This is a genomic window from Oceanivirga miroungae (genome assembly GCF_902505095.1).
GTDB lineage: Bacteria > Fusobacteriota > Fusobacteriia > Fusobacteriales > Leptotrichiaceae > Oceanivirga > Oceanivirga miroungae.
Genome location: NZ_CABWIB010000001.1, coordinates 496868 through 520954, shown reverse-complemented (window position 1 = coordinate 520954; position 24087 = coordinate 496868). Strand labels below are relative to the sequence as shown.

The window sequence follows — 24087 nt, the reverse complement described above, 5'->3', positions numbered from 1 at the left end:
TCCCTCCTATAAGTTAAATTCTTTTGCTAGTAGCTTAGATAAAGTTTTTGCATTACTTTCTTCAACTACTATTGAAATACTTAGCTCAGAACTAGATATTTGATGAAAACTTAAATTATTATCAGCTAATATTTTAAATATCTTACTCATAATTCCTACACGATTTACCATACCAATTCCTACTAAAGATACTTTGGATATCTTTTCATTTAATATTACATTAGAATTTTTTAAATTTAAGTTTGAAAATAAAGTGTTAACTAAGTTTAAATCTGTTCTTGGTACAATAAAAGCGATACTTCCATTATCACTTACTACATCATTATGACTTATTATATCAATACTTATTCCTAAGCTGCTTGCCATACTAAAAATTGGCTCTAGATTTTTGGCATATGTCGCTATATTATCTATTGTAACCATTAAGGTATTATTATTTATAGAAATACCTGTAATTTCTTTTTCTTCCATTATTTTCTCCTTACTAGTTATTAAAGTTCCTTTAACATCAGACAGTGACTTTTCAACATATATATCAACTAGATATTTGTACCCAAGTTCTACTGCTCTTGCTTCCATAACTCCAGCACCTAAATATGCTAACTCCATCATTTCATCATAGCTAATAACATCTATTTTTTTTGCATTTTCATATACTCTAGGGTCAATTGTATATATTCCATCTACATCAGTATATATATGACAATCTACAGAAAATACACTAGCAAGTGCTACTGCTGTTGTGTCACTTCCACCTCTACCTAATGTAGTCATTTCATTTTTATCATTTATTCCTTGAAAACCAGCTACTACTAATACATCGTTTTCTTCTAAAAATTTTTCTAAAATATTTTTATCTATACTTTTTATTCGAGATTTTGTATGTTCTCCTGTTGTCTTTATACTAATTTGATCAGCTGTTAGTGAAATTGCTTTTACTCCTATGTTATTTAAAGCTATTGATAGTAAGCTAATAGTTTCAATTTCACCTATTGACATTAGTCTATCTAATTCTCTTACATTAGGATTTGTTGTTATCATATTTGCTTTTTCAATTAAATTATTTGTAGTTTTACCCATAGCAGAAACCACAACTATTATTTTTTCATTTTTAGAAACTTCTTTTAGATGTTTACTAATATTTTGTATTTTTTCTATGTCAGAAACTGAACTTCCACCATATTTATATACCTTCATCTTATTTCCCCTTTATTTCTTTATATAGACTTACATAACCTGATACAATTCCTAGTATAATCATTATAACTAAAATAAAGTCATTCTCCTTATGAAATACGTATTTTGAAAATACATAATAAAGTACTATCATTAATACAACAGGAGAGGCTAAGGTGAAAATGTAGTTTGTTGATATTACAAAATATTTTAACATATTATCGTTTTTTTTCATTTTTCTCCTTTTTAGCTATTACAAAAATTCTAGATTCTCCATAATTTTCATTTTTAGCCATATCATGAATATAGTAATCATTTCTATTTAATATTTCTACTATCTTATCTAAATCATATATGAATTTAATGTGTTTTTCCTCATATTTATTGTACATATTATCTTCTTTATAGAAAATATCTATTAAAATCTCATGTCTATTTTCATCTAATTTTTCATGTTGCCAAATAGCTAGGTAATTTTCTTCTTCATCTATAAATACATCATCATAAAACATTTCAGAAAAAATTTCTTCACTAACTAAATCAAATATTAAAAGAGCATTATTATTTTGAATTTTTGATACATTTTTTACAAATGCTTCAAAATCCTCATACGATGAAAAATAGTTTACTGTATCAAAATTACACATTACATACTTGTATTTAGTATCTAAAATAAAGTCTTTTCTAGTTATATCATCTACTATATACCTTATTTTATCATTTTTTTTATTTGCTACTTCTATCATATCTTCTGATATATCAAGACCAACTACCTTGTATCCATTGTTATAGAAATACTGAAGTAAACTACCTGTACCACAACCTATATCTAAAACTTTTCCATCTTTTTTTATATATCTTTTTAAAAACATATACCAACCTTTATAGTCGACATACTTTGTAAACTCATCATATATCTTTGAAAAATTTTTATGCATTTTTAGATTCCTTTTCTACTAATTGGCAAATACTCTCCATTATTTCATCAATCAATTTTTCATCATTTGCTTCTATCATAACTCTTATTAAATTTTCTGTACCTGATTCTCTTATTAGTATTCTACCATTATTTGCTAATTTCTTAGTAGCTAAATCTATTTCATCTTGTATTTTAGAATTTTTCTTCCAAGTATTTTTAAATTCCTTACTTACCTTTATATTTTCTAATCTTTGCGGCCATAATGTAATATCAGATACAAGCTCACTTAATTTTTTACCTGATTCTATAATACTACTTACTAATTGTATGCTTGATAAAACTCCATCTCCAGTTGTATTATGGTCTAGTATTATTACATGTCCTGATTGTTCTCCACCTAAATTAAGAGATTGTTGTCTCATTTTTTCTAGAACATATCTATCTCCGACATTTGCTCTTACTAATCTTATACCATTATCATTTAAATATTTTTCAAATCCTAAATTGCTCATTACAGTAGTAACAACTGTATTATTATTAAGAGTACCTCTTTTTTTCATATTAAGAGCTATTATTGCTATTACTAAGTCCCCATTTACAATATTTCCAAGCTCATCAACTGCTATTAATCTATCAGCATCTCCATCGTATGCAAGTCCTAAATCCGCTTTATATAGTTTTACCATTTCTTGTAATAATTCTGGGTGAGTTGATCCACAATTTACATTTATGTTTTTACCATTCGGTATATTATTTATAGCTATAATTTCAGCACCTAAGCTTTGAAAAACTTTAGCTGCAACACGGTAGCTAGCTCCATTTGCTGCATCTATTACTATTTTTTTTCCTTTAAAACTAGTTTTTGTTGTATTTCTTAAAAATCTTCTGTATGCGTTTATATCTTCTTCACTGAATGAAAATCTACCTAACTTAGAAGCTTCTGCTAAATTAGAGTATAAAAGTTCTTTATTTTCCATAATTTTTTCTATTTCTTCTTCTATACAATCCTCTAGTTTATATCCATCTTTACTAAATATTTTTATTCCATTATCAGTTATTGGATTATGTGATGCTGATATCATAATTCCTAAATCAACATCTTTATATCTTGTTAAAAAACTAACTCCTGGTGTTGGAATAACTCCAACAAAATCAATGTTAACGCCCATTGCTGTAAGCCCTGCTGATAGTGCTGATCTTATCATATATCCAGATATTCTTGTGTCTGTTCCAAGAACAACTCTTGGTTTTCTTTCTTCTTTAATAATAGTTTTTAAATAGTATCCTAATGCTAATCCTAAATTTGTAACTAAGTCTATACTTAAATCCTTATTAGCAACCCCTCTTATTCCATCTGTACCAAAATATTTTCTAGCCATATTTATCTCTCCTTGTATATTAAAAAAATGGAAGAAAACTAGTTCGACTCATTTTTATTTTCTTCTTCTTCCATTTCTATTATCATATTTATTTCTTCAATTATTATGTCTGGATCTAATCCATGTATTGCTATACCTTCATAAAGTGTTTCAGCTGAAGATATGATACAACCACCACAACCTAAGCCATATCTCATTAAAACTTCCATTATTATTGGATATTCTTCAACAGCTTCCATTATATTCATTTCTGCATTTACGTATTCTTTCATTTTTACTCCTCTTACATTGTAGGTAATATAAAGTTACCATAAAATTCTTCTGTTTTTATTACATTTATTATTGCATTTGGATCTACTTGTTTTATTAGACTTACTATTGTTTTTAATTCATAAGTTGATATTACAGTGTATAAAACATCAATATCAGTTTGTGTATAGCATCCTTTTGCATTTGTTTTTGTCATTCCATGTACTACTGCATTTATATATGCTTTTGATACCTCATCACCTTTTTTTGTGATAATTTGTAAAGTTAGACGAGCATATCTTAGATAGAATTTAGATATCGTTATAGTTATTATATACTGAAATATTATTGAATATCCAGCTGCTTCCCAACCTACATTATATCCAAATAATAGGATTATTATTGCATTAAATATAAAAATATGTCCCCATATAGTTTTCCCTGTTTTTTCAGAAACATATAAGGCTATAAAGTCTGTACCTCCTGTTGATCCTTCTCCTTTTAATGCAAAAACTGAAGAGAATCCATATATGAACGAACCAATAACTACTTCTAAAAATACATTATTTGATATTGGTGTAAACTTAAATATCTTTAAGAAAAATGCTACTAGTAAAATTTGTAAAATTGATAGAAATGTAAACTTTTTACTAATGTGTTTTGCACAAAATATTGCAACTGGTGCATTTAATAAAACTAGCAATAGTGATAGTGATACATGTATGTTAAACTTTGCAAATATTGTCTGTATTAAAACTGATAAACCAGTAAATCCCATCGGTACTAAATTAGCGTGTTTTACAACTATTTCAATCAGATATGATTGAAGTAGTGCTGATGCAAATATTAATATTATATCTATTGTCATTCTTTTTTTCATCGTATATTTCCTATCTGTAATTTTTATATAATTATACAATTTTTATTAAAAAAGTTCTAGTAGTTTTTTAGACTCTCACTAGTATTATACCTTATTATTTAAAAAAAATGGGAAATTAATTTTATTTATTTTCCCATCTTTTATTATTTTTATATCATACAAGCCTGACACTCTAATGATTCAGACCCTTTTAAAACATCTTGTCTTATTCTTACATAATATATTGAGGCACATTTTTTAGAAAATGCCCTTATATATGCCTTATTCAAATCTCTTGTAGTGGCTGTATCTGTCATAAATAAGGTTAATGATATTGCTTGATCCACATGCTTTTGAGCTTCTGCTACTATGTCTATAATAGGGTTTGGACCTAGCTCATAAGCTCCTTTTTCATAATATACTAAGTTATCATCATCCAATTTATATGCTGGAACATATATTCTACCTAGTTTTCCTTCTTTTCTAACTTCAACAGGTGATACAACTGGCTGAAGACTTGGTGTACAAGATGATAAATAACTAATAGAACCAGTTGGTGCTACAGCTTGTAAGTGTGAATTAGCAAGACCATATTTTACAATATTTTTACTTAATTCTATCCACATTTTCTGTGTTGGTATTTTCACCTTATATTTTTCAAATATTTCTTTTACTTTTTTAGTTTTAGCTGTGTATAAATTTTCTTCACACTTAGTATATTTGTCAAAATACTCTCCATTTGCAAAACGACTAATAGAAAAGTTTTCAAAACTTTTTTTGTTCTCAATAGCTAGCTTATTTGAGGCTAAAAATGCATAATATGTTTGAATATAGAAATATATATTTGTAAAATCTAATGCTTCAGGACTATCATAAAATATCTTGTTTGTTGCTAAAAATCCATGTAGATTCATAGCACCTAAACCTAATGCATGATTTTTATTATTACCATTTTCTATACTTTTAGCTGATTTTAAATTTGCATTTCTTGATACAAAATCTAGTGCTTTTATTGAGTTATATATATTTTCTCCAAAATTTTCACCATCTAACATCATTTCGGATATATTTATAGAACCTAGGTTACATGATACATCTTGTCCAATTTCTAAAAAAGATAAATCTTCTTCATAGGTACTTTTAGTATTTACTTGAGCAATTTCAGAACATAAATTTGACATAACTATTCTTCCGTTAGGGTGCGCATTATTTCTATTTACTGTATCATCAAATAAAATGTATGGATATCCTGATTCAAAATGTAGTTCTGCTATTGTTTGAAATAGTTTTCTTGCATTTATATATGTTTTTTTTATTTTATCATTTTTAATTAAATTATCGTATTCTTCAGTAATTGATATATCAGACATAGCTAAGTTATATTCTTTCTCTATATCTTGCGGTGAAAATAGAGCCATCTCCTTATTTTCTTTAGCTAGTAAAAATGTAATATCTGGAATTACAACACCTAGTGATAATGATTTTATTCTAATTTTTTCATCTGCATTTTCTCTTTTTGTATCTAAAAATCTTAATATATCAGGGTGATGTACGTTTAGGTAAACTGCACCTGCTCCTTGTCTTTGACCTAGTTGATTGGCATAAGAAAATGTATCTTCTAATAACTTCATAACTGGAATTACTCCTGTTGCTACATTTTTAATTCCTTTTATGCTAGAACCATATTCTCTTAAATTAGTAAGACATACTGAAACTCCTCCACCTCTTTTTGATAATTGAAGAGATGTTGAAATTGATCTTGCTATTGATTCCATATTATCTTCAGTTCTTAATAAATAACAAGAAACATATTCCCCACGATTTTTCTTTAAAGCATTTAAAAAAGTAGGTGTTGCTGGTTGAAATACTTTTTTCATAAGTAAATGAACTAAATTTTTTGCAAATGTAAAATCACCATTTGATAATAAAATTGCGTTAGCAACTACTCTTTGTTCATAGTCTTCTAAGTATGTTTTTTTATCAAAACTTGTTAGACAATATGAGTTATAGAATTTCATAGCCCCCATTAAAGTAGGAAATTTATGATTATATGAATAAGCTATTTCATGTAACTTTTCAATTTCTTCTATTTTAAATTTTTCAATCAATTCTTTTTCATAATAGTTATTTTCAACTAAATAATCTATTCTTTCTTTTACACTATTAAATACTTTTGTATTAGGTATTACATGTACATTCATATATTCTATTGCTGCTTTTTTATCTGCGGTATAATCAGTTTTACCACATACTAATAATTTAGATGTTGCATTAAGTGCTAGATATTTACTTTGCATTTCTAACTCTTTTGATATTTTTGAATTTTCTTCCATTTATTTCTCCCAAAGTTTTTCTAATATATTTTCTACATTTTTAACGTCACTAGAGTTGCCTAGTAGTTCAAATTGATATAAAAGTGGTATATTTAATTTTTTTGAAATAATTAAGCCCGCTAAACAATAAGTATCACCAAAATTAGTATTTCCACTTGCTATTACTCCACAACATTTTTTTCTATTATTCTCATCATTTAAAAACTGTATAACTTGCTTTACAACTGCACCCTTTGTATCCCCATTTCCTCCGCTATATGTTGGAATTATCAATACATAATTTTCAGTTACACTTAATTTTTCATTTAAATCTACTGGTATTCTTTTAACATTTTTAAATTTTAGTTTTTCTATAAATCTATGTGTATTATTAGATTTTGATGAAAAATACACAATATTTATCTCAGCTTTTGGTTTTTTATCCATACTAAAACTCCCAGTCCTCATCTTCTGTTTCTTCATTTACTCCCATTATATATGAAGAACCATTACCTGAGAAAAAGTCGTGATTTTCATCTGCTCTTGCAGATAATTGTGCAAATACTTCTGGTTTTATCATAGTTTCTTCTTCTGTAAAAGGACTATCATAACCTAAATTTTGTAAAAATTTCCCCGCGTTATATATACTAAATTTTATAGCATCTTCTGCTAGCCCAAATTCACCATACAGTTCATTTAAATAGTCTTTTTCAAGTTCTATTAGAGTATATAGAGTATCAAATACAAAATCTTTCATTTCCTTTTGTTTTTCTACAGATAATTTTTCAACTTTTCTTTGGTATTTGTATCCACTGTAATAATTATGGATAACCTTATCTCTTAATATTAATCTTACTATATCTGATGTATTAGGTAATTTTGCTCTTGATGATAAATAAAATGGTAGGTAAAATCCTCCATATAGTAAAAATCCAGGCATTAGTGCTGCTGCTACTTTAGATTTTAAAGGGTCATCTCCCGTATAGTATGGTATTAAAAATTTAGCTCTTTTTTGAAGTGCTTCATTTGATACTACCCACTCATGTGCCTCTTCAATTTGACTAGATGAACAAAGTGTTGAAAATATAGTTCCATATGATCTTGCATGTACTGCAACCATAAAAGAAAAGTTTGCGTATATAACCTGTTCATGATCGGTTTGAGAGTTAGGTACTTGAGCTAAATCTCCTATTGTAGCTTGAATTGTGTCTAATAAAGTTAGTCCTGTAAATGTTCTAGTTATTAACTGTTGCCATTTTTCATCTAAAGTATTCCATGATGATAAGTCATTTGATACTGGTATTTTTTCTGGTAACCAAAAGTTTTGTACTGCTCTATTCCAAACCTCTAAGTCTTTTTCATCATCAATTTTATTCCAGTTAACTGACCTCATATTTAGCTTTGTCTTACTTATAGCATATTCTAAAGGCGAAACTGAATTATTATAATAGTTTGACATAATATCTTCCTCATTTCTTTAATTCTTACACTAATATTATCTTATATACCAGATAAAATGTGAAATAAAAAAAATTTCAATAAGTTATAAAGCTAATAAACCCATTAAAATTTTATTTAGATTGGTATATAAATAGGATTTTATTTCAAATTATGAAACAAAACACAATATTTAGTGTGAAATTTAAAAAGGCACACAGTATTTAGTATTTTACTTACAACAAGCACTTATATACTTTGAATTTTTTAAAAGCTTATCAAAAAGTGTATTTTAACCAAATAAAGTAAAAAGCTAGTCTTTACAAAAACTAGCCCTATATTTAATTCTCTTTAAGTTCCCAATAACCATTTTTACCACTACCAATATACTTTAGATTATCTATTTCTTTAATAGCTCTTTCAATACTCTTCACACTTACACCTATACTATTTGCCATTTCTTTTCTTGTTATTTTATTATTTTCTCTTATCTTTTCTTTTATATGCTCTATAATTACAAGCTTATTTTGAGCGACAGGTTGAGCGACAGGTTGAGCGACATTAATTTTTTCTGAAACCACACCAACTTTTTTAGTCGCTATTTTCTTTAAAGGAATAATAGTTCTAAATATATTTCCCTCCTCAAATAATGGATCAACACCAGAATATAACCTAGTATATTTATATGTGTTTCTCATACCTGAACCTAGTTCATCAGCAAGTCCTATTTCTCTAAACACTTTTGAAATAGCTGGATTTTTAGGAAATGGTTCAAATTTTTTCATCATCTATTATCATTTTTGCTGGATAACCACTAGAATAATCTCTATGAGCTAGTGTATTTGATATAATTTCTCTTAATATTTGATCTCTTGCATTTATATTTAAAATACCGTCTAAAACAAATAAATCATTTAAATGTTTTTGTCCAAATAATATTAGCCTATAATAACTATCAATAAAATTAGCTATTACAACATCTCTATCATCATACCTATCCTTATTTTCAACTCTAAATATCGCATCTGTTTTATGTTTATGTTCTATCAAATATTTCAACTTGATAGCCTTCAGGTACTCTTATATAAATTATTTTTTTCCATCAATTTCTAAGACTTCTGGAACTAAATAAAGTGGAGGATAAATTTTTTCTGAATTATTGATAGATGTTGTAAAATCTTTGATAATTTTATCTATTTTATCATCACTTATACCAACTATATCTTTTTTATCATTTACTCCAAGTAAAATATGACCACCATTTCTATTATTAAAAGAACAAACTGTATCAAATATATCTTTTGTTAAAGAATTTTTAGATTCTTTAAATTCGACATCTATCTTTTCTCCATTTTTTATTATCTTTTTTATTTCCTCTATAGTCATTTTTCACCACCTTTATTTATTTTATATATTAAAATTATACCACTATAATACACTTTTTTCTACATAGACATAACTAAATTTTCTACAAGCTTACATAAATTTTCACTTGTCTTTTTAGCGATTTCTAAGACTTCTTCATGAGAGTGTTTTCCATCTCTTAAGCCAGTTGCCATGTTTGTAATACAAGATAAACCTACAGTTTTAATTCCTAAATAATTTGAAGCTATTACTTCTGGTACTGTTGACATTCCAATTGCATCACTTCCTAGTAGCTTATACATTCTAATTTCTGCCTTTGTTTCATAGTAAGGTCCTTGGAAAAATGTATAAACACCTTTTTTTAAATCTAATCCTAATTTTTTACCTTCTAACTCTGTTTTTTCTATCAATTCATTAGAAAAAGGCTCACTCATATCTGGAAATCTTACTCCAAATCTCTCATCATTTGCACCAATTAAAGGATTATTTGATATTGAGTTTATAAAGTCAGTTATTATCATAATATCTCCTGGTTTAAAATTAGGGTTTATTCCTCCACAAGCATTACTTACTATCATAGTTTTAATATCCAATAATTTCATTAAAAATACTGGATACGCAACTTCTTTCATAGTAAATCCTTCATAGTAGTGAAATCTACCAGAAACTGCCATAACTTTTTTATTTCCAATATTACCAAAAACTAAATTACCTTCATGACCTTTAACTGTAATTTGTGGAAAGCCCGGTATATCTTTATATGGTATAACTACCTTATTTTCAAAAATATCTGTAATTTTACCAAGACCACTTCCTAATATTATTGCTAAGTCAATTTTTTCCTCTTTTATTATATTTCTTATATACTCTTTACTTTCTAAAACTCTGTTGTAAAACATTTTACCTCCTTTATACTAATTAAGGCTAATATATCTTAATCTATATTAGCCTCAATTTTAAAAACTATAATTCACTTCTAGATTTAATCTATATTTTTTATTTGTATCAAACTCATTATCAATTTTAAACCTTAATTTTTTTATCAATTCTTTTTCAAATCCAAAATTAAATTTTAAGTTTCTTTTTAATATATCTCTACCTACAAATTGAATATTTTCATTCATTCCTAATAAATTAACATTCAATTTAACATCATTATTTATATACTCTATATATGATATTCCCGTATTTAAATTAAATGTGCTATTTACCCTATAACTTGAATTAACTCCTATTTCTAAACTATGCTTTATTAATTTATTATTAACTAAATTTAATCCAAGTTTTGATTCTTCTTTTACATCACTTAATTTAAGCAAATCTAAATTGTATCCAACAAATGGTTTTATATTAAATTTACCAATTTCAAAGTTATACGCTAACTTAATTTTATCCGATATCATATATGAAATATTTCTAACTTTTAAAATTTCTTCATCTAATCTTCTTTTTAAGTTAGTATCTATTATGCTAAATCCTAAATTATTTGAAATTATTGCTTTATTTAAATACATATTTAGCATTAATCCTAATTTGTAGTTTTTAGAATTTATATCTGTATCACCTTTAAATTCATATTTAGAATAGTAGTATGCTAAATATGGATTAATGATAAGGTTTGGTAACTTCTTACTATAATCTAGATATACTCCATTTGTAAGTGAGCTAAACTTAGTGTATTTATCTCCTTCAAATATATTATTTGCTATTAAATATCTAAACGATACTTTATTATCTTTTATCATACCTGATAAGTCATTTAATTCAACATTTGAACTTATGTCATCTTTTATTTCAAATATACTACTTACATAATCATTGTATATTGGCGAGAAAATCTCTTTCTTGTCACTTTTAATATTTATTATATTACTTGCTAAACTCAATGCTTTTGGATTTTCTTCTTTAACTATCTTATCAAACTGTGAAAAAAATCTCCCTTCATTTATACTATAACTTGGTATATTTCTTAATTCACTTTCACTTAATTCTGCTAGTTTCTTATTTTTTGTATCTATAACACCATATAGTGAATTATTATTAATAACTGGTTTTAAAAATGTATTTTCTAACTTAGAAATTGAAATGTTTTTTGATTTAACTAAATTAAACCCATTTTTTAACTCTTCTAAGCTAATATCAGCTTTATTTACCTGTATTTTACCATCAGTTTTAAATAAATTTGCATTTACAATCTTACCTGTATGCAATATTGTTTTCCCTTTTGATAAGTATTGTGATACATTTGTATTAGTTTTAAAATCTACTGTACCAGTACTTTTTATCCCATTTACTATATTTATATTTTCTTTATCTATTTCTAAAATAGATTCTGGAAATACTTCGTATTTTGATCTAGAGTCATTTTTAAGTATTAATTTACCACCTAATACTTGTGTTTTTGTATCATAATCTTGTAGTCCTGTTAATATTAAAGTACCATTACCATCTTTTCTAAGACCTGCTTTTTGGTAATTTCTATAAAATAATTTTTCACTATCTAATACTTTAGGTATTTGAAGCTTTTTACCTTCTTTTTCATCTTTTCCAACATAAAACTCTTCAACTTCACTACTATATGCATCTCCAGCTAAACCTGTTGTTATGTCATTTGAAAATGTATATTCTCCACTTGGTATATCTACATAAAAGTATCTATTACCTTCTTTATCAAATATTCTATCTGGCATTCCTAAGAAAAATTTTTGTTCATCAATAAGTCCAGCATTAAAGTTACTAGGTCCATTTATTGCCTTGGCATAGTCAAGTATACCCCAACCTACATTATTGCTTAAATAGCCTGTTTTATCTCTTTTAGCAGTAGTTAAAATTACTTGTTTTACTTGATGATATGTTAAAAATGGATACTTTTTCTTTATCTCATATGCAACTCTTGTTACTTTTGGGGCTGCAAAGCTTGAGCCTATATCATATTGGTTAATATAGTCGCAAAGTCCTTTGCTATTTTCACATTCTACACCTGCTATACTATAAATGTCTTTCTCTATAAAGATTAAAGGACTAGCTGCAATTGTATTTGACCTTAAATATATTACTTGACTATCCATTTGATTTGAAAAGTCTTGAGCATAATATTTTTTATCATCAACTTCATAAATAATTCTATTTGGAGAAGGTAAAAGAGTCTTTTTATCATCAAATAATGGAGTATAGTATTTTGCATTTTTTTTATCATTCACTACATCATAAGAAATTGCTGCTTTAGTAACTATTACCTCACTTCTACTCATTTTTTGCATTTCAGGACTCATTATTGAGTATATACTAGTTATCATATGTTGTGGAGTTAAATCATCAGGATATGTATTACCTAATGCAAATATTTTCAATTGAAGATTATTCTTATATTTTTTATCAAATACTAAATTAGACATATATCTATTTATGATTTTATTTTTTTCATTATATAAATATTGATTTTTATATTTATTATATTTATTTAAAATAGAGTAGTCTATTCTACCATCAGTAAAACTCATATTTATTATTCCAACTCTACTGTATAAAGAATTCCCGTTATTTGTAATTGAGTATAATCCAGAAACACTAGTTTTGGTATTGTCGTTTTTACTAGAATAATATGGACTAGCTATATTATTATTAGAAAAATTAAAATAAACATGTCTTGCGTGAAAAGGGGCTCTTATAGTTTCAATATTATCCACACTAGACTTTGAACTAGTTTTTTTATTTTCTATAATTTCTTTTATATCAAATTTACCCATCTTTTCTTGACTTTTATCAATTATCTCACGATAATCACTTTCAAATACCGCTTCATATATATACACATCATTTGTACTTGGTGAATATATGAATTGTGATGTATTATCTTCTTTTATTTTGCTTTCTTTTCCATCAACATATTCTGAAGTAATATCTACATTATAGAAAGTATGATTTTTATATGGATTCTTATAATCCTTATCTGCATTCTCTACTGCTTTTTCTTCTTTATGTTTCCATTTTATTTCTCTATTTGTGTAGGTAGTACTACTATTGCTATTACTATGGAAATTAGTTACTGTACTTATCTCTGTACTACTACAAGAAATAATAAATATTACAGTATATATTATTATTCCTATTCTTTTCATACTACTTTTCCCTTTTCTATATCTCAATTATTCCCTTTATATCCTCTAGGATATTATTTAAAATAGCGTATCTATTGTTTGTAATTTTTTCATCATCTGTATTTATCATTACATTATCAAAGAAATCATTTATTACATTCTTATTCTCTACTAAAATATCTACAGTATTAGAAAAGTCTTCTTTTTTATTTAATTTTTCTATTAACTCTAGCATATTTTTTTCGTTAATGTCTTCTATTAAACTTATGTTAAGCTCTTTACTATCATTTTCTTTAACCATATTTTTCATTCTTTTTAATAGATTTACTAAATCAGAAAAATCTGATGTTTTAGATAAAATTTCTAGTTTATCTAATTTTTCTACCATGTTTTTAAAGTTAGTTTCTATATTTATTACATAAGAAATTAAATCACGACTGTATTTTTCAGCTAAACTAGCTTCTATTCTAGATTTAAAGAAAGCTATAAACTCTTCTTTTGCCTTAGGGTATAAGACTTTTTTATCTTCACTAAATATATCATATGCAATTTCACTTAAATCTATATATGACTTATCTAATTTAATATTTAATGCAATGTATGCAATACCTTGCATAGCTCTTTTTATTGCATATGGATCTTTTGAACTTGTTGGTTTTAAACCTACACAAAATGCACCCATTGCTGTATCTAATTTATCTGAAATTGCAACTATACTTGATTCATAATTACTAGGCAGGCTATCTGCTTGGAATCTTGGCATATAGTGTTCAAAAATTGCTTTTGAAACTATTTCATTTTCACCTTTGTGCTCTGCATAAATAGATCCCATCATACCTTGTAATGATGTAAATTCTTTTTCATTTATTACATTTGATACTAAATCAAACTTCATTAGATGTATAGCTCTTAAAATATTTTCATCTGCATTTAATTTGCTAGCAATTTTTTTAGATCTTAACATCTTTTCATAGATTGTTCCCATGTCTTTTTGGAACATTACTTCTTTTAATTTATCTACACATTTATCCAAATCTAGTTTTAAATCTTCATCAAAGAAAAATTTAGAATCCGATAATCTTGGTTCAATTACCTTCTCATTTCCTTTTTTAACTTGTTCTGAATAAGTTGGAGCGTTTCTTACAACAACAAATTTATTAGACAGTTTTTTATTTTCTAATCTAATTGGGAAATATCTTTGATGAGTTTTCATTGTTATTGTAATTAAATCTTCTGGTAAATCTAAATATTTTTTATTAAATTCCCCTATTATTATATGCGGATATTCTACTAAATCTGTAACTTCTTCTAATAAGGCTTTATCTACTTCTGTATTTTCTGGAAGATTATTTAATATCATTTCTTGTCTTTTATCTCTATTTGCAACTACATAGTTATCTAATAATATTTTTTCATAAGAATCTATATCATCAATCACTATTTCTTGACTAGCAAATACACGAAGCCCTCTTGTTAAATTCGATGATTTCACATTAGAAATTTCAATATCTAAAACCTTATTATCAACTAAAGCTAATATCCATTTTATAGGTCTTACAAATCTAAAACTAGATGATCCCCATTTCATACTTTTTTCAAATTCTAATTTTAAAACTGCTTCTTTTATTATTTCAGCTAATATATCTTTTGATGAACTTTCTTTTTCAAATTTAGTAATTTGTATATATTCACCTTTTTCAGTATTTACTACTTTGTAATCATTTTCATCTAAGTTATTAGATTTTAAAAATCCTAGTAATGCTTTTGTAGCAACACCATCTTTAAATGCTGCACTAACACTTGGTCCTAGTTTTTTTTCATTTAAACCTTTTTTTACATCTGATAATTCGATTATAAATGATAATCTTCTAGGTGTACTAAATGATTTTTTATTAAAAACTTCTACTCTATTTTTTTCTAAGGCTTCTACTACATTATTTAATAATGCTTCTTCTGATTTTTTAATATATCTTGAAGGTAATTCTTCTACCCCAAGCTCAAATAATAGTTTCATTATTTAGCCTCCTTTTTAAGTAATGGATATCCTAATTCTTCTCTGTTTTTAACAAATAACTCTGCACATTTTTTAGCTAAATCTCTTACTCTTAAAATGTATGACATACGCTCTGTTGTACTAATACTACCTCTAGCATCTAAGTTATTAAATGTATGAGAACATTTTAATACATAGTCATATGCTGGTAATACTAATTTATGATTTATACAGTTATTCGCTTCTTTTTCATACATATCAAATAGTTTAAAGTTCATTTCACTGTCACTAACTTCAAAGCTGTATTTACTCATTTCATATTCATATTGTTTTCTTCTATCACCGTATTTCACAGTTTCAGACCAATCAAGATCATATATATCATCTTTATTTTGTAAGTATAATGCTATTCTTTCAAGTCCGTATGTAATTTCCGCTGGTGTTATTTCAACCTCAAGTCCTCCTACTTGTTGGAAATATGTAAATTGTGTTATTTCCATTCCATCTAACCATACTTCCCAACCAAGACCCCAAGCTCCTAATGTTGGTGATTCCCAGTTATCTTCGACAAATCTAATATCATGTTCTTCTAGGTTTATTCCTAGTGCTTCTAAACTCTTTAAATAAAGTTCTTGTATATTATCTGGTGATGGTTTCATTATTACTTGAAATTGGTGATGTTGATATACTCTATTTGGATTTTCTCCATATCTACCATCTTTTGGTCTTCTAGAAGGTTCTACATAACAAACCTTAAATGGTTCAGGTCCTAATGACATTAAAAATGTATCAGGATTAAATGTACCTGCTCCTGTTTCAACATCATATGGATTTGATAAAAGCGCTCCTTTTTCTTCCCAATATTTTTGTAATGTTTGAATTATCTTTTGAAAAGTCATTTCATTTACCCCTTTTTTTCTTTAAGATATTTTAAAATATATGCAATAATTAAAATATATATTCCTATATTTATATATACATCAGCTACATTGAATATAAAAGACCAAATTGCTCTAAAATCTAGCATATCTATAACATAACCACGAATATATCTATCTAACATATTTCCAATAGCTCCTGAGATTATAAAGCTCACTGCTATTTTATTTATCATACTATAGCTTCTAAAGTTTTTAAGCTCTGTTAAATAGATATATATTATCATTGCAGTACTTATTATTGTAAACCATATTATATGACCTTGTGCAAGTCCAAAAATACCACCATGATTTTCTATATATGTAATTCTAAAAAAATCCCCTATTATTGATTTTGAGTATAAAAGTCTTCCATTTGATAAATTATATATAGCTTGTTTTGTTAATTGATCTATACATACTAGTAAAGTAATAAATATTATATAAATTGAAATACTATTCTTCTTTATACTTGTCATCTAGTTCACCATTTTCATCCATAATTTTTAGTACCATAGCATCTCTTGGTGTAACCTGTCCATAAATAGGATCTCCTGTTTTTTCGCTATATTTCCAGCATCTTTCACATTTTTCACCTAATGCTCTTACTATCTTAACAGATATATTTTCAATTTCTGTTTCTTCTAATACTTCATCTACAAATTCAACTTGAGATACTAATAGAATATCAGAAATTTCTAATTCGTTATATTCTTTTACAAATTCAAATTCAGAATTTTTAATGTTAAGTAATACTTTTGCATCAAGTGATAATCCTATTTCTTTTTCATTTCTTTTTTCTTCTATTTTTTTATTTACTTCTTTTCTTAATGTATGTAATTTTTGCCATTTTTTCTCTAATTTATCATCTACATATTTTTCATCTATTTCTATCCACTTACTTAAATGTACACTTTCTGTATCTTTCATATTTTCTGGTAATTTAGCCCAGATTTCTTCTGCAGTAAATGATAAAACTGGAGATATTATTCTAACTAATACTTTTAGAACTTCACTCATTACAGTTTGTGCTGATCTTCTTTCAACAGATGCTCTATAATCACAGTATAATCTATCTTTTATTATATCTAAATAAAATGATGACATATCTATAATACAGAAATTTAATATTTCTTGGAATAAACTATAAAACTCATATGATTCATAAAGTTTTTCTACTTTTATTTTTAATCTTTCTAGTTTATTTAATGCCCATTTATCAATTTCTAGCATATCTTCATAATTTACTTTATCTTTTTCATAATCAAAGTCATAAATATTTCCTAGTAAGTATCTACTTGTATTTCTAATTTTTCTATATGAATCTGACATTCTATCTAATATATTAGATGATAATCTAACATCTTCACGATAATCAACTGATGATGCCCAAAGTCTTAATATATCTGCTCCATATTTTTCTATAACTTCATTTGGAACAATTACATTTCCTATTGATTTACTCATTTTTCTACCTGTAGCATCATTAACAAATCCATGAGTTAATATCTTTTTATATGGCGCATCTTTTGTTGATGCTATAGATGTTAATAATGATGATTGGAACCATCCTCTATGTTGGTCAGATCCTTCTAAGTATAGATCTACTGGTCTATCAAATCCACGAGTTTTAACTACTGCTCTATGAGTTACACCTGAATCAAACCATACATCTAATATACTTTTTTCTTTTCTTAATTCTTCACCATTTAAGTTATATTTATCTAGTAATTCTTGTCCTATAATTTCACTTGCACTATATTTAAACCAAATATCAGTTCCTTCTTTTTTTACAAGTTCTATAACTCTATCCATTATTTCTGGGTAATATACAACTTCATTTTGTTTGTTATAGAAAATTGGAATAGGTACTCCCCAAACTCTTTGACGAGAAATTGTCCAATCTGGTCTATTTTCCATCATTGAATTTATTCTATTTCTTCCCCAATCTGGATAGAACTTAACAGATTTTAATGCTTCTAGGGCATTTTCTCTTATATCACTTTCAGCTATGTTTATAAACCATTGTTCTGTTGCTCTAAATATTACTGGTTTTTTACTTCTCCAGTCATGAGGATATGAGTGTTTAATTTCAGTCATATTTAATAAATATCCACTGTTTTCTAAATCTTCTATTATTACTTTATTAGCTTTTAAATAGAATAATCCTTCATATTTACCTGCTTCATAAGTTAGATGTCCTTTATCATCTACTGGACTTAACACACCTAAATTATATTTGTTTCCTGCTATAAAGTCATCTACCCCGTGTCCTGGTGCAGTATGTACACAACCTGTACCTGCTTCATCTGTAACGTGATCCGCTAATATTACTAAACCTTGTCTATCAAATAATGGATGATTATAATGAGTATTTTCTAGTAAATCACCTTTAAATGTTTTTATTAACTTAAATTCTAAGTTCATTTTAGAAAATGCAGTATTACTTAAGCTAGTAGCAACTATCATGTTTCCTTTATTAGTTTCATATACTCCATATTCTAAGTCTTTATTTAATGCTATTCCTAAGTTAGCTGGTAATGTCCATGGAGTTGTTGTCCATATTATTATAGAAGCAGAATCGATATCTAATTTAGATAAAGCATCTTCTACTAAATCCATTTTAACATAAATAGTAGACGATGTAACATCTTTATATTCTATTTCTGCTTCTGCTAGTGCTGTTTCAGTTGTTGGTGACCAATAAACTGGTTTTAAGCCTTTATATATATATCCATTTTCATATATTTCTTTGAATACTTGTAATTCTTCAGCTTCAAATTCTTTATTTAATGTAATATATGGATTAGCAAAATCTCCTAATACACCAAGTCTTATAAAGTCTTTCTTTTGTTTTTCTACTTCTTTTAATGCATATTTTTTACATTCTTGACGTAGTTCTATGGCTGACATATTAGCTATTTTATCACCTTTTTGCTCTATTATTTTCCATTCAATAGGTAATCCATGTGTATCCCAACCTGGTATATATGGTGCATAAAAGCCTCTTAGCCTTTTATATTTTAATATTATATCCTTTAATATTTTGTTTATAGAATGCCCTATATGTATATCTCCATTTGCGTATGGCGGTCCATCATGTAAGAAAAATACAGGTTTAGTTGTATCTTCTATACTTTTTTGATATATTTTATTCTTCTCCCAATCTCTTAACATTAAGCCTTCTTTTTGTGGAAGGTTTGCTTTCATTTTAAAGCTCGTATTTGGTAGATTAAGTGTTTTTGCATAATCAATTTTTCTCATATTCTTATATGCCCTTTCTTTTTTATACTTTTTTGTATATATTTTACCACAAATCAAAGAATTATGTAATAAGAAATTTGCAGATTGTGATACTTAATTAACTATACCATACTCATTTACTTCTAAAAATTTAATCCTATTTTCTAACAATAACTTGTGTAATAAATTTTTACCCTTGTCCTTATTATCCAAAGTTTCACCATAAACTTTTAGTAACTTAAATACTGCAATTAGTGTTTGATTTTTTGCCTTATAATTATATGGATAATACATAAATACTAAATCTATGTGAGAATCGTATATATTGTAAAAGTGAGTTCTATTTGTTTTACTACTCATAAGCTTAATTACTGTTAACTCTCAATACCAAAAATAGGTGTTGTTTTACCTTTTACTATTAGTTCCTTATTTCTCTCCACATTTCCTCCTAGTTAAATTATACCTTATTAGATAGTAAACATACCAAAAAAAGAGGCCATATAGCCTCTTTAATTTATTATACATATTTTAGAAAATATTTATTCTATTAAAATGCGTAACCTGCACCTAATTTAACTGTTGCATCTACACCACTCTTAGCACCTTTGAATCCGTATTTGTAAACTCCACCAAATTCAACTGTTCCTAAGATATTCTTGTAGTTAACACCTATTACAGCTGCAAATGGAACTCTTAAGCTGTGTGTAGTAACTGCTTCAAGTTTGAATGGCATTTCTTGATTTAATTTAGCTGCATTTCCACTAAGTACTGTATCTTTTAACACTAGATTTTTATGAGCTTGGTCACCGTCTATATCTTCTACTTCAAAATCATCTTTATCTAATTTTTTATTTTTATCTACAAGGTAAGCTTCATTTAATTTATTTAATTCATCAGCAGCATCTTTTCTAGTTTTTTCTTCGTCTTTTTTAGCATCTTCTACTTTATATTTAGTTGTTAATTTTTCTCTAACGTCAACTTTAAGATCAGAAATTTCTTTTCCAAAAAATCTTTCCATTTCATAACCTAATCCTAATTTAACTCCACCAGATACTTTTATATCTTGGTTTATAGTATAAACAAGTTTTGGTAATGCAAATGCGTCAGCAGAGAATACAAAAACGCTTTGATTTTTGTCACCTTTATATTTAGCTGGTTCTTTATCAGCTTCTTTTTTAATATTTTCAATAGTATATTTATCTTCCTCAGCTCCTAATAATTTTTTAACTAATTTTTTAACAGCCGCATTTTCTTTTTTATCTAATTCTGCCTTTACTGCAGCTTTTTCCTTATCTTTATTTGCTTCATAGAAATTCTTTAATAACTTAGCATTATTTTCTGCTATAGTTACAAATTCTTTATTATCTAATGTAATTCTACCAAATTTAACACCTAAATCTGCTCCTCCTGCAACTTCTACAGCTAATTTATCGTTAATTTGGTATACTTCGTGACTGTATTCACCTTCAACGAACATTCCAACAACGTGAGCTCTTTTTCCATTTAATGTAGCATAAGAGTATTCTGCTCCAGCTTTAACATCAAAACCATTAGCAAATAATGTAGTTGCTGCGATTAATGATGATAATAAAATTGTCTTTTTCATAATTTTCTCCACCATAATTATAATATATTTACTATTCGTAAACTTCAGTATATTTATATCACAAAATAAAGCAAAAATCAAATTTTTTTTATAAAAAAATCACTAATAAAGTAAAAAAAATTCTATCTTAAAATTATTATTTTGATTATTTTTTTTATTTGTTGTAATTTTTGGTGTATACCACTAACAAAATATAGTAAATTTAGGGATAAAACTTTAATTTTTTTAAAATTTTAAATTTTAATTTTTTTTTCTTGTTCCAACAATTGTTCCAATATGTGAATTTTTTATTTTTCATTAATTTTTAAGTTAGTTCTTTTTACTTCATATTCTTTCTACTAAGAGCTACTCTTTTTCTTTCTTTGTCTATGTTAAGTACTCTAACTTTAATAATATCTCCTACGCTTAATATATCGCTTGGATCTTTTACAAATTTATCTGATAGTTCAGATATGTGTATCATGGCATCATTTTTTAGACCAATATCTACAAATGCTCCAAATTTAGCTACATTTCTAACAACTGCTTCTAGTTCCATACCTTCTTTTAAATCCTCTATATTTAATATATCTGATTTTAACATTGGTTGTGGGTAGCTATCTCTTGGGTCTCTTCTATCTAATAAAAGTGCATTATATACATCTTTTATAGTTTCTACACCATAATCTTTTTTCATTTTTTCTATTACATCTTTTTCTTTTAATTTACTTAATTTTTCTCTTACTGCCTTATAATCACTATATAGACTTTCCTTACTTTCAGAAACTAATTCAAGTATTTTTTGTGCTAGTTCATATGATTCTGGGTGAATTATTGTATTATCAAATGGATTTTTAGATTCTGGTATTACAATAAATCCAGCCATTTGTTCATATGCTTTTGCTCCTAGTCCTTTTACTTTTAATAAGGACTGTCTATCTTTAAAGTCTCCATTTTCTTTTCTATAATCCACTATATTTTTAGCAATATTTTTCTTAACTCCAGATACAAAACTAAGTAGAGCATATGATGCTGTATTTAAATTTACTCCAACTCTATTTACAATTTTTACTATTGTTTCTTCTAGGCTATTATTTAATTCTTTTTGATTAACATCATGTTGATACATTCCAACACCAATTGATTTTGGATCTATTTTAACTAATTCTGATAATGGATCTTGTATTCTTCTAGCTATTGAAATTGTACCTCGAACTGTTACATCTAATTTTGGAAACTCTTCTGCTGCTAATTTTGATGCTGAGTATACAGAAGCTCCTGCTTCATTTACTATTACATATTTAACATCTAATCCTTTAATATTTTCTGCTACAAACTTTTCAGTTTCTCTTGAAGCTGTACCATTCCCTATAGCTATTATATCTACCTTATACTTTTGTATATACTCTTTTAATTTTTTTCTAGATAATTCTAATTGTTTTTCACTGTGTGCATAATCAACTGGGTATATTACATCTGAAGCTACATAAAAACCTTCACTTGAAATTATTGCTAACTTACAACCTGTTCTAATACCAGGATCTAAACCTAGTATAGTTTTTTTGTATAAAGGTGGTTGTAATAATAATGATTCTAAGTTTTTACTAAATACTTTTATAGCATCTTCATCTGAATTAGTAGTTAATATATTTCTAACTTCATTTTCTATTGATGGGAATAAAAGTCTTGTGTATGCGTCTACTACTATACTTAGATAAAGTTCTTCTTGTGATTTATCTTTTTTCTTAAATGTCTTATTTAATATATTCTTATATACCTTATCTTGTGTTATATCATCAAAAGATATACTAACTTTTAATATCTTTTCTTTTTCAGCACGGTTTAGAGCTAGTACATTATGTGTTTTAACATTTTTAATTGAGCTAGTAAATTCGTAGTAGTCTTTATACACTAAATTCTCATCTAACTGCTTATTTTTCTCAATTAAACTTGCTGATATATTAGCTTTTTCTAAAATTTGTTCTCTTAAGTATTCTCTTACCTTAATATCCTCAGATATATCTTGAGCTATTATTAGCGAGGCTTTTTCTATTGCATCTTTTTGGTCTACTACTAAGTCTGTAATAAAGTCTTTAGCTAGTATTTCTAATTCATCTTTTGTTATACCTTCTAATATTTTTTTAGATAATTCTTCTAATCCTTGTTCTTTTGCTATATCTGCTTTAGTTTTTTTCTTTTTTTTGTATGGCAAGTATAGATCTTCTACCCTTTGTAATACTGTTGAACTTTCTATATCTTTTTTTAGTTCTTCTGTTAGTTTCCCTTGCTCTTCTATTAATCTAATTACTTCTTCTTTTCTTTTATCTAAGTTTTCTAGATAGTTTAATCTATCTATAATATTTCTTATTGTATCCTCATCAAGTCCTTTTGTTAACTCTTTTCTATAACGTGCAATAAAAGCTATGGTTGCACCTTCTTTATACAAGTTATATGTATTTTCAATTTGTGATTTTTCAAGACCTAACTCACTCGATAGGAATATATAGTTATGTTCCACTTTGTCCTCCTAAAATTGTATTTTCTAGATTATATCAT

Annotated in this window: 18 protein-coding genes and 1 pseudogene; all 19 read right to left on the bottom strand. The window is 26.5% G+C overall.

Features of this window, described 5'->3' with window-relative positions; translation table 11 throughout:
- Positions 1-6: 6 nt before the first annotated feature.
- Positions 7-1197 carry an aspartate kinase gene (locus OMES3154_RS02630; RefSeq protein ID WP_156683252.1) on the bottom strand — a complete coding sequence of 397 codons (1191 nt, stop codon included), beginning with the start codon at positions 1195-1197 and terminating at the stop codon, positions 7-9.
- A 1-nt stretch (position 1198) separates the two neighbouring features.
- The gene (locus OMES3154_RS02625; RefSeq protein WP_156683251.1) at positions 1199-1411 is read right to left on the bottom strand and encodes an AtpZ/AtpI family protein; all 213 of its coding nucleotides are present in this window, start codon (positions 1409-1411) and stop codon (positions 1199-1201) included.
- Positions 1395-2114, bottom strand: coding sequence for a class I SAM-dependent DNA methyltransferase (locus tag OMES3154_RS02620; protein WP_156683250.1), 720 nt, complete (start codon positions 2112-2114; stop codon positions 1395-1397). Before OMES3154_RS02620 ends, OMES3154_RS02625 begins: the two co-directional genes overlap by 17 nt.
- Positions 2107-3474, bottom strand: coding sequence for a phosphoglucosamine mutase (glmM, locus tag OMES3154_RS02615; RefSeq protein ID WP_156683249.1), 1368 nt, complete (start codon positions 3472-3474; stop codon positions 2107-2109). The genes OMES3154_RS02620 and glmM overlap by 8 nt, the downstream gene beginning before the upstream one ends.
- 38 nt (positions 3475-3512) lie before the next feature.
- Positions 3513-3746: a DUF1858 domain-containing protein gene (locus OMES3154_RS02610; RefSeq protein ID WP_156683248.1), complete on the bottom strand. Its 234-nt coding sequence runs from the start codon at positions 3744-3746 to the stop codon at positions 3513-3515.
- A gap of 11 nt (positions 3747-3757) precedes the next feature.
- A complete protein-coding gene (locus tag OMES3154_RS02605) occupies positions 3758-4603 on the bottom strand; it encodes a YitT family protein (RefSeq protein ID WP_156683247.1) in 846 nt (281 codons plus the stop codon).
- A gap of 149 nt (positions 4604-4752) precedes the next feature.
- Entirely contained in the window at positions 4753-6915 is a 2163-nt protein-coding gene (gene nrdE / locus OMES3154_RS02600) for a class 1b ribonucleoside-diphosphate reductase subunit alpha (protein WP_156683246.1), read from the bottom strand.
- Positions 6916-7341, bottom strand: coding sequence for a class Ib ribonucleoside-diphosphate reductase assembly flavoprotein NrdI (nrdI, locus tag OMES3154_RS02595; protein ID WP_269432409.1), 426 nt, complete (start codon positions 7339-7341; stop codon positions 6916-6918).
- Position 7342: 1 nt separating this feature from the next.
- Positions 7343-8353, bottom strand: coding sequence for a class 1b ribonucleoside-diphosphate reductase subunit beta (nrdF, locus tag OMES3154_RS02590; RefSeq protein ID WP_156683244.1), 1011 nt, complete (start codon positions 8351-8353; stop codon positions 7343-7345).
- A gap of 319 nt (positions 8354-8672) precedes the next feature.
- Positions 8673-9717, bottom strand: a pseudogene (locus OMES3154_RS06615) (RNA-binding domain-containing protein).
- 59 nt (positions 9718-9776) lie between these two features.
- Complete coding sequence (locus tag OMES3154_RS02580) at positions 9777-10595, bottom strand: purine-nucleoside phosphorylase (protein WP_156683243.1); 819 nt, start codon at positions 10593-10595, stop codon at positions 9777-9779.
- A 57-nt stretch (positions 10596-10652) separates the two neighbouring features.
- The gene (locus OMES3154_RS02575) at positions 10653-13814 is read right to left on the bottom strand and encodes a S8 family serine peptidase (protein ID WP_156683242.1); all 3162 of its coding nucleotides are present in this window, start codon (positions 13812-13814) and stop codon (positions 10653-10655) included.
- A gap of 16 nt (positions 13815-13830) precedes the next feature.
- Positions 13831-15807 (bottom strand): glycine--tRNA ligase subunit beta, encoded by a 1977-nt coding sequence (gene glyS, locus OMES3154_RS02570; RefSeq protein WP_156683241.1) that lies wholly within the window; start codon positions 15805-15807, stop codon positions 13831-13833.
- On the bottom strand, positions 15807-16685 hold the full coding sequence (gene glyQ, locus OMES3154_RS02565; RefSeq protein WP_156683240.1) for a glycine--tRNA ligase subunit alpha: 879 nt from the start codon (positions 16683-16685) through the stop codon (positions 15807-15809). The genes glyS and glyQ overlap by 1 nt, the downstream gene beginning before the upstream one ends.
- Before the next feature lie 5 nt (positions 16686-16690).
- Positions 16691-17182, bottom strand: a complete 492-nt coding sequence (gene lspA / locus OMES3154_RS02560; RefSeq protein ID WP_156683239.1) for a signal peptidase II — start codon at positions 17180-17182, stop codon at positions 16691-16693.
- Positions 17160-19967 (bottom strand): isoleucine--tRNA ligase, encoded by a 2808-nt coding sequence (gene ileS / locus OMES3154_RS02555; protein ID WP_156683948.1) that lies wholly within the window; start codon positions 19965-19967, stop codon positions 17160-17162. Before ileS ends, lspA begins: the two co-directional genes overlap by 23 nt.
- A 93-nt stretch (positions 19968-20060) precedes the next feature.
- Complete coding sequence (locus OMES3154_RS02550; protein WP_156683238.1) at positions 20061-20306, bottom strand: hypothetical protein; 246 nt, start codon at positions 20304-20306, stop codon at positions 20061-20063.
- Between the two features lie 187 nt (positions 20307-20493).
- Positions 20494-21552: a hypothetical protein gene (locus tag OMES3154_RS02545; RefSeq protein WP_156683237.1), complete on the bottom strand. Its 1059-nt coding sequence runs from the start codon at positions 21550-21552 to the stop codon at positions 20494-20496.
- Between the two features lie 319 nt (positions 21553-21871).
- Positions 21872-24049, bottom strand: coding sequence for a helix-hairpin-helix domain-containing protein (locus OMES3154_RS02540; RefSeq protein ID WP_156683236.1), 2178 nt, complete (start codon positions 24047-24049; stop codon positions 21872-21874).
- Positions 24050-24087: the final 38 nt, after the last annotated feature.